Annotated in this window: 6 protein-coding genes and 1 tRNA gene; 3 read left to right on the top strand and 4 right to left on the bottom strand. The window is 60.5% G+C overall.

Annotation, left to right across the window (positions count from 1 at the left end):
- Positions 1-1847 (bottom strand): pseudouridine synthase (locus tag A9Q02_RS08855; RefSeq protein ID WP_097652041.1); only part of this gene is annotated, 1847 nt, incomplete at its 3' end.
- Between the two features lie 200 nt (positions 1848-2047).
- On the opposite strand from A9Q02_RS08855, the gene A9Q02_RS08850 reads away from it, so the two are divergent.
- From A9Q02_RS08850 to A9Q02_RS08840, 3 genes are read left to right on the top strand one after another with little or no spacing between them, the layout of a single operon-like run.
- Positions 2048-3229 (top strand): adenylate/guanylate cyclase domain-containing protein, encoded by a 1182-nt coding sequence (locus tag A9Q02_RS08850; RefSeq protein WP_097652039.1) that lies wholly within the window; start codon positions 2048-2050, stop codon positions 3227-3229.
- 27 nt (positions 3230-3256) lie between these two features.
- Positions 3257-4804, top strand: a complete 1548-nt coding sequence (locus tag A9Q02_RS08845; protein WP_097652038.1) for a UDP-N-acetylmuramoyl-L-alanyl-D-glutamate--2,6-diaminopimelate ligase — start codon at positions 3257-3259, stop codon at positions 4802-4804.
- A 14-nt stretch (positions 4805-4818) separates the two neighbouring features.
- A complete protein-coding gene (locus tag A9Q02_RS08840) occupies positions 4819-5823 on the top strand; it encodes an aldo/keto reductase (protein WP_245860467.1) in 1005 nt (334 codons plus the stop codon).
- 322 nt (positions 5824-6145) lie between these two features.
- On the opposite strand, the gene A9Q02_RS08835 is transcribed toward A9Q02_RS08840, so the two are convergent.
- From A9Q02_RS08835 to A9Q02_RS08825, 3 genes are all read right to left on the bottom strand, one after another.
- Positions 6146-7198: an L-threonylcarbamoyladenylate synthase gene (locus tag A9Q02_RS08835; RefSeq protein ID WP_097652034.1), complete on the bottom strand. Its 1053-nt coding sequence runs from the start codon at positions 7196-7198 to the stop codon at positions 6146-6148.
- A 9-nt stretch (positions 7199-7207) separates the two neighbouring features.
- The gene (locus tag A9Q02_RS08830) at positions 7208-7684 is read right to left on the bottom strand and encodes a hypothetical protein (protein ID WP_097652032.1); all 477 of its coding nucleotides are present in this window, start codon (positions 7682-7684) and stop codon (positions 7208-7210) included.
- Between the two features lie 76 nt (positions 7685-7760).
- Positions 7761-7836, bottom strand: a tRNA-Thr gene (locus A9Q02_RS08825).
- Between the last annotated feature and the right edge of the window lie 143 nt (positions 7837-7979).

Here is a 7979-nt window from a genome sequence, read left to right as displayed (position 1 = left end):
TCGCCACGGCCGCCACGCTCGTCACGCCCAGGGCCACCGTAGCTGCGTCCGCCACGCTCGTCACGTCCGGCACCGTACCCACGCTCTTCGCTGCGTCCGCCACGCTCGTCACGCCCAGGACCACCGTAGCTGCGTCCGCCGCGCTCGTCACGTCCGGCACCGTACCCACGCTCTTCGCTGCGGCCACCGCGCTCGTCACGTCCAGGGCCACCGTAGCTGCGTCCGCCACGCTCGTCACGTCCGGCACCGTAGCCACGCTCTTCGCCACGGCCGCCGCGCTCGTCACGTCCAGGGCCACCGCGCTCGTCACGTCCAGGGCCACCGTAGCTGCGTCCACCGCGCTCGTCACGTCCAGGGCCACCGTAGCTGCGTCCGCCACGCTCGTCACGTCCAGGGCCACCGTAGCTGCGTCCACCGCGCTCATCACGTCCGGCACCGTAACCACGCTCTTCGCTGCGTCCGCCACGCTCGTCACGTCCAGGGCCACCGTAGCTGCGTCCACCGCGCTCGTCACGCCCGGCACCGTAGCCACGCTCTTCGCCACGGCCGCCACGCTCGTCACGTCCAGGGCCACCGTAGCCACGCTCTTCGCCGCGTCCACCGCGCTCGTCACGTCCAGGGCCACCGTAGCTGCGGCCACCGCGCTCATCACGCCCGGCACCGTAGCTGCGTCCGCCACGCTCGTCACGTCCGGCACCGTAGCCACGCTCTTCGCCGCGTCCACCGCGCTCGTCACGTCCGGGGCCACCGTAGCTGCGGCCGCCGCGCTCATCACGCCCGGCACCGTAGCCACGCTCTTCGCCGCGTCCACCGCGCTCGTCACGTCCGGGGCCACCGTAGCTGCGCTCGTTCCGCTCGTACCCACGGCCGCCGCGCTCATCACGTCCAGCACCGTAGCCACGCTCATCGCGCTGATCGCGACGAGCATGAGGCGAAGTCCGATCATCGTCAGAACGTCTGGCGGCACGATCGTCGCGATCGCCAGAAACTTTCTTCACGCCAACCACACCTGCGGCACCCGCCGCAACCCCCGCAGCGGCACGGCGCGATGAACCGGTCTCATCATCATGCTCAGGCTCACGGTGCATAGAACGATCTTCCGCACGGGCCTCATCAGCAAATGATGTCGGCGGCACATGAGTGCGCAACTCGGCAATTTCTTCATCGGTAAGGGTACGGTACTCACGGATGGGCAAAGTACCAAGGGTGAGTTTACCTTCGCGCACACGGATCAGGCGTCGCACCTCATAGCCCAGAGTTTTTGCTGTTTCACGGATCTGGCGTTTACGGCCTTCACGAAGCACCACAGAATACCAGACACCTTCATCGGTTGTTTCGGCGAGAACGACCTTGGCCGGAGCGGTCATTTCGCCATGAAGCCACAACCCATTCCGCCAATCGCGGAGGGCAACCGTCTCGAGGGGACGGTCAAGCAGAACGCGATATTCTTTCTCAACCTCAAAGCGGGGATGGGTCAAATGATGGGTTAGTTCGCCATCATCAGTCAACAATAACAGCCCCTCACTATCAACATCAAGGCGGCCAACTGGAAAGATCCGTGCAGGCACCTGCACCAGATCGACGACCGTCGGGCGACCGTGGGGGTCTTCCACGGTTGAAACCACCCCAACCGGCTTGTGTAACAACACATACGTACGACGGCCGGGCTGCCGTACCGGCTCGCCATCAAGCATAATCACATCTTTTTCTGGATCAACCCTCAGACCTGGCTCTTGCACTACACGGCCATTAACGGTCACCCGTCCGGCAGCAATCAACGCTTCGCTATCACGACGCGAAGCAATGCCAGCACCCGCCAGCACCTTTTGCAGACGTTCTGCACCCAAAACACACCTTCTTCCGACCTTTTCAGGTCACGTCAAGAACGTGCTGGCCATCGCCGCGGCCTCACGCCGGGGCGCTCAGGCGAGCACACAGAGACATTGCTCTTTCTGGTTCGTTCGCAATGTACAATGTAGTATAGCATACTCATCCTGATCGAGAAGACGCGACCAAGCCTCTGGGAGAGGAGGAAAAGTCAACCTGTATGAGCAACGACGCAATACCACTGACACTGAAGTCCTTTCTCTCGACCTGGCTCTCCGAACAGCTTGCCAGAGGCCGGGTTCAGCAAGGTATGGTCGTTTCCACACAAGCCACCACACTCTATGCCGATGTGAGCGGGTTTACGCAACTCACCAGTGCCTTTGCCGATCAACCCGACGGGGCAAGCCAACTACATGACACGTTGAACCAGTATTACGCGACCTTGATTGAGACCATCGGGGCTTATGGTGGGGATGTGACCTCAATTGCAGGTGACGCCCTGACCGCCTGGTGGCCTGAGATAAGCGATCGCGAACTCGGATGTACCTGTGGGGAAGCGTTACTCGACACGATCAGTCAGTTTCCCGCGATCGTCACGCCACAGGGTTCGATCCAGCTACACCTACGCATCGGTGTAAGCACAGGCTTGATCAATGGCCTCGTGGTGGGAACCCCTGAATATGGATGTCACTTCCTGCTCGCCGGGCCAGGCCTCCGCGCTGCAATTGAAGCCAGGCAAACCTGCCCACCCAAACAACTCCGGTACGCCCAGGCCCCGGAAGAAGCTTGTGAAGCCGATCTTTCGCCCACACCACCAACCACATCCACTATCGCATGGCACCACTTTCTGCCACGGCCAATCGCGCAACAGTTGGCTAGGAATCACCTCGTTTCAGGCTATCGGCGTTGCCTTCCGGTGTTTGCGGCCTTTGAAGTCCCCCCAAAGCTCAGCAACCTCCATCTGGTTGTGCGCGACGTTCAGGTCGTCGTTGCACGATGGGGTGGGGAACTCAACGAAATTGAGCTTGGGGATAAAGGGCCAATTTTTGTGCTCCTCTTTGGACGCAACGGTCTCCCCGAGCAAGGATCGTGCCAGGCCATAGGATGCTGCCTTGAGTTGCGCCAACGTGGCCTGATTACATGCGCTGGCGTCACGCTTGGGCAACTCTTTGTTGGGGAGGTGGGGAATACACGACGGCGTGTCTATACGGCGCAGGGTGAAGAGATGAACCTGGCAGCCCATTTGATGCAACAGGCTCGCTCTGGTGAAATTTTCGTTTCAGGGCGGGTTCGTAGCGATATGATGGGTTGTTATCCAACCAGTGAGCCAGAGATGATCAGGACAAAAGGTCATCGTCAAGGCATTCCTGTGAATCGCGTTCTTGCATATGTGTTACCCTGAAAGTGAGAAGGTACTTGGGGTAAGAAGATGAAAACATTACGTGAATTACTCGCCCATGTTGCGGTCGTCCAGATTATTGGCTCACTAGATCAACCCATTGCCGGGTTGGCCTATGACTCGCGTCAGGTGGTGCCAGGTGGCCTCTTTGTCGCCATCGCAGGACACCATGTTGATGGGCATGCCTACATTTTACAGGCACTTGCCCGTGGGGCGCGGGCCATCGTCGTTGATGCACGGCACCAGAGTGAGCATACCTTGGAGGGTGCCACGCTGATCAAAGTGATTGATAGTCGGGTGGCCCTGGCACCCCTGGCAGCGGCTTTTTACGACTATCCCGCAACCCGGTTGCGCACAATCGGCATAACAGGAACCAAAGGCAAGAGCACGACCACCGATCTCGTAAGTCAGATGCTTGATGCGTGTGGCAAGACGACCGGGCTCATCAGTACGGTTGATTTCAAAATAGGGAACCGCCGCTGGGCGAACACTACCCGTCAGAGCACGCCCGAGGCCCCTGATGTCCAGGCATTATTGACCGAGATGGTGGCGAACGGGTGTGATACAGCAGTCATCGAGGCAACCTCTCACGCCTTGTCAGCCAGTTGGAACCGCCTGAGCGGATGCTATTTTGATGTGGCTGTCTTTCTTAATCTCAGCCACGAGCACCTCGACTATCATGGCACGTTTGAGCAGTATCGCGCCGACAAAGCCCGCCTCTTTGCCATGCTCGATGAACCAGCGGTTAGAGCGCCCCAATCAACAAGCCTGTCATGGGCTATTGTCAATGCCGATGACCCACACCACCACTTTTTTCTTGAGGCGGCGCCGGCGAAGGCGCGCCAACTCACCTACGGAATCCTCAAACCGGCAGAGGTCAAAGGTACCATCGTGCGCAGTGGGCCAACAGGCTCGCTCGTACACGTGTGTACCCCGTGGGGTGAAGGCGAATTGAGTGTGCGGTTACCGGGCACCTTCAACATCAGTAACGCGCTAGCCGCCCTCAGTGTCACGCTCAGTCAGGAGGTACCCCTGGAACAAGCGCTGGCCGCCCTCAGCACCACCCATGCCCCGCGTGGGCGCATGGAACCAGTTGAACGAGGCCAACCATTTGAAGTCATTGTTGATTATGCACACAGCCCAGGTTCGTTCGAGCAGGTGATGGGCATGCTCCGCCCCCTCGTGACGGGGCGGATGATCGCGGTCTTTGGCAGTGCTGGCGAACGTGATCGCGCCAAACGGAGCCTGCAAGGCGCGATTGCCGGGCGTTACTGTGACCTGCTGATCCTCACCGATGAAGATCCACGTGGCGAAGACCGCGAAGCAATCATTGAACAGATTGCCGCAGGGGCCCGTCAGGCGGGTCTGCGCCCCAATGAAGGGTATCTGTGCATCCCCGATCGTGCGCAGGCGCTGCGTACCGCGCTGGCAAAGGCACAACCAGGCGATCTTGTCCTGTTGCTGGGCAAAGGACACGAAGGTTGCGTCATCTATGCCGATCATGCCATCCCGTGGGATGAAGCAGGCGAGGCAGAGCAGGCGCTACGCGAACTTGGGTATGGACGTACTGAAGCATGAGAGGAAGGAAGACGTTGATCGAATACCGTTTGCTGGGACGTACCGGGGTACGAGTAGCGCCAATCTGTATCGGAACAATGAATTTTGGCAATCCAACCCCAGAGGATGAAGCAGCACGCATGCTTGATTGGGCACTTGATGCCGGGCTCAATTTCTTTGATACGGCGAACAGCTACAACGCCGGCGAAAGTGAAGCAATTATCGGTCGCGCCCTGGCCGCCAGCGGGAGGCGCCACGAGGTTATCCTGGCAACCAAAGCCCACTATCCCACCGGGCCAGGCCCAAACGAGCGCGGCAATTCCCGCTTGCATCTGCTACGAGCCTGCGAGGATTCGTTGCGGCGCTTGAAGACCGACTATATCGATCTCTATCAGATCCATCGGCCTGATCCCACCGTGCCGGTCGAAGAGACCCTGGGCGTCCTGACCGATCTGGTGCGCCAGGGCAAAGTACGCTACATTGGCTGCTCGACGCATCCCGCCTGGCGCGTGATGGAAGCACTGATGATCAGCGCGATGAAGGGGTTGGCGCGTTACGTCTCAGAGCAACCGCCGTACAACCTGCTTGATCGGCGGATCGAGAATGAACTGGTGCCGCTATGCCAGGCTCACAACCTTGCGCTCATGCCCTGGTCACCAATGGCGCAAGGGGTACTGGCCGGGCGCTACCACGATGCCCAAGCCGTACCAACCGACTCACGGGCGGCCTTACGCGGCGGCATCTACGCCGAGCGCGTGACCGCTGCTGGCGTCGAGGTAGGCAAGCGTTTTGTCGCGCTGGCCGAAGCACATGGCGTCGCCCCGGCGCACCTGGCGTTGCTCTGGGTCAAGGATCAGCCGGGGATCACGGCACCAATCTTCGGGCCGCGTACCCTGGCCCAACTCGAAGCAATGCTACCGGTGGCGACGATGCAACTCAGCGATGAGCTCCGCGCCGCCTGTGACGAACTGGTACCGCCGGGCACCGCCGTCGTCAACTTTCACAATACGAGTGGGTGGATGCGGATGCGCGTCACCTAATATCAAACCCTTGGAAATAAGGTTGACCCGTCCTGGGTACGCGGGCGTCCCGCCCACTTCGCGAGCACCAGCGGGCGGGACGCCCGCGTACCCAGGCTCGCAAAAGATCAGGAAACTTCGTTGACACACCACTGATTAGTCTGGGAACGACATTTCCCAGTCGCGCCGCCGACCACGAAGAACCCTTACGAAGAGACGAAAACAGGCTTGGTGACGCAATTCTTCGTTTCTTCGTGGCCCCCATTCGTGGACGGCTGAGGACGCCAGGAAACTTACGTTACAGCCGACTGAAGTCGGCACTCCGATGAGCGCCCGTGAGGTCTCACGGGCGCTCTAGCTCAATCACCCGCCCGGCGGCGGCGCGGGTCAGGCGGTCACGGATCGCCAGGGCAAGACCAATCGCCCCCAGATCACGGGCAAGGATCAAGGTCGGTTGACGCTGATCAAGGGCACGGAGTGCCGCATAGAGGTGGCGGGCGATCTGGGCAACATCACCTGCTGGCCCAAGTGGTTCACAATCAACTTCAAGGTCAGCCAGGGCGGACGCATCTTCATCAGGCACCAGCAACCCCACCCGACGCCCCAACGCCAACTCGGCACGCACACGCTCGCGTAACCAGATCTGCATCGCAGCGGGTGAACCACGCACAAACCAGAGCGGCGTCACCGGGGCGTAGTGGCGGTCGAGGAGGCCAGGCGAGGCAAGACCGGCGCCTGATCCTGCGGGCTGACGTTGACCAACGAGCACCGGGCCAAGCCGATCCCGCAGGGCTTCGAGGCTCACCCCACCGGGGCGAAGCAGGGTCGGGATCGGCGTCGTGAGATCGAGCACTGTCGACTCAACCCCAATCGTCGTTGGCCCGCCATCAAGGATCGCCTCAATGCGCCCATCAAGATCAGCAAGCACATGCGCCGCCGTCGTCGGACTCGTATAACCAAAACGATTCGCACTCGGCGCGGCAATCGGAAGGCCAGCCTCCCTCAATAATGCACGCGCCACCGGATGCGCCGGAATGCGCACCGCCACCGTCGGACGACCGGCCGTCACTGCAAGAGGAATCTCAGGGCCACGTGGCACAATCAGCGTCAACGGTCCCGGCCAGAAAGCCTCGGCAAGCAGCATCGCCGACACCGGCAGCGCCGTTGTGACCCGGGGAAGCTCGGCGACATTAGCCAAATGGACAATGAGCGGATCCTCGGCGGGGCGACCCTTGGCCGCAAAAATACGGGCCACAGCCGCCTCATCAAGTGCCGACCCACCGAGGCCATACACCGTCTCGGTAGGAAAAGCTACCAACCAACCGGCCCGCAACAGTGCAGCGGCCGTCGCGAGGCCCTCGGCATCAACCGGCAAGATTCGGGTCAGATTGCGCATGGCAGAAAACTACGGCTTTCCATAGCCCAGGGCACGGGCGATGGTACTCATCATGGCACGTTCATCGAGGCTCATCGACTGTGCAGCGACACCAAAGAGCCCCGCTTCATTGTGAGCCCAGGCAACGTGTTCAGCAAGGTGAATCACAAACTCACGGTAAGCGTCCAGTTCTTCGAGGGTCGCACGCTCGCGCAGCAGGGCAACGGCGCGCCCACAGAGATCTACCGCCTCTTCGACAATACTGGCATAGGCATACCGTGCAGCCCCACTCTCGGGTCGGCGCTCGGGATCAAGCCGGGCCACAATCTCAGCCCCAAGCTCAGTCTGGGCAAAGTGCTCACCCGCAGCACGCCACCCCTTCATCATCGCCTCGGCCTCGCTGCGACCACCGCCAGGCGAAGCCAGCGCTACCGCAGCACCAGCAGCGAGCGGAGCATCACCAAGCAACGTCCACTCAGCCGCATTGAAACTCTCGCGTCGCGTCATTCTCACCTCCATACATGATGAGCCGTGAAGCAAAAACCGTTACGATGGGAAACCCATCATAACGGCTTTACGCGTGTGGAGCCAATGAGGGGGCTCGAACCCCTGACCTGCTGTTTACGAAACAGCTGCTCTACCAACTGAGCTACATTGGCATGCGGATGATACGGCCACAAGCATAAAGATTGTAGCGGCAAATGCGATGCCTGTCAAGCTACCCATAGGGCTACGTCAAAGTGGTAGCCCATCGTGTATCCTTCTGAAGGAATGATCGAACGCTTCAGGAGGACACGATGGA

The sequence above is a fragment of the Candidatus Chloroploca asiatica genome (assembly GCF_002532075.1).
GTDB classification, from domain to species: Bacteria; Chloroflexota; Chloroflexia; order Chloroflexales; family Chloroflexaceae; genus Chloroploca; species Chloroploca asiatica.
Note: the sequence above shows the minus strand (reverse complement) of the source record. Positions and strands in the feature narration are given on the sequence as shown.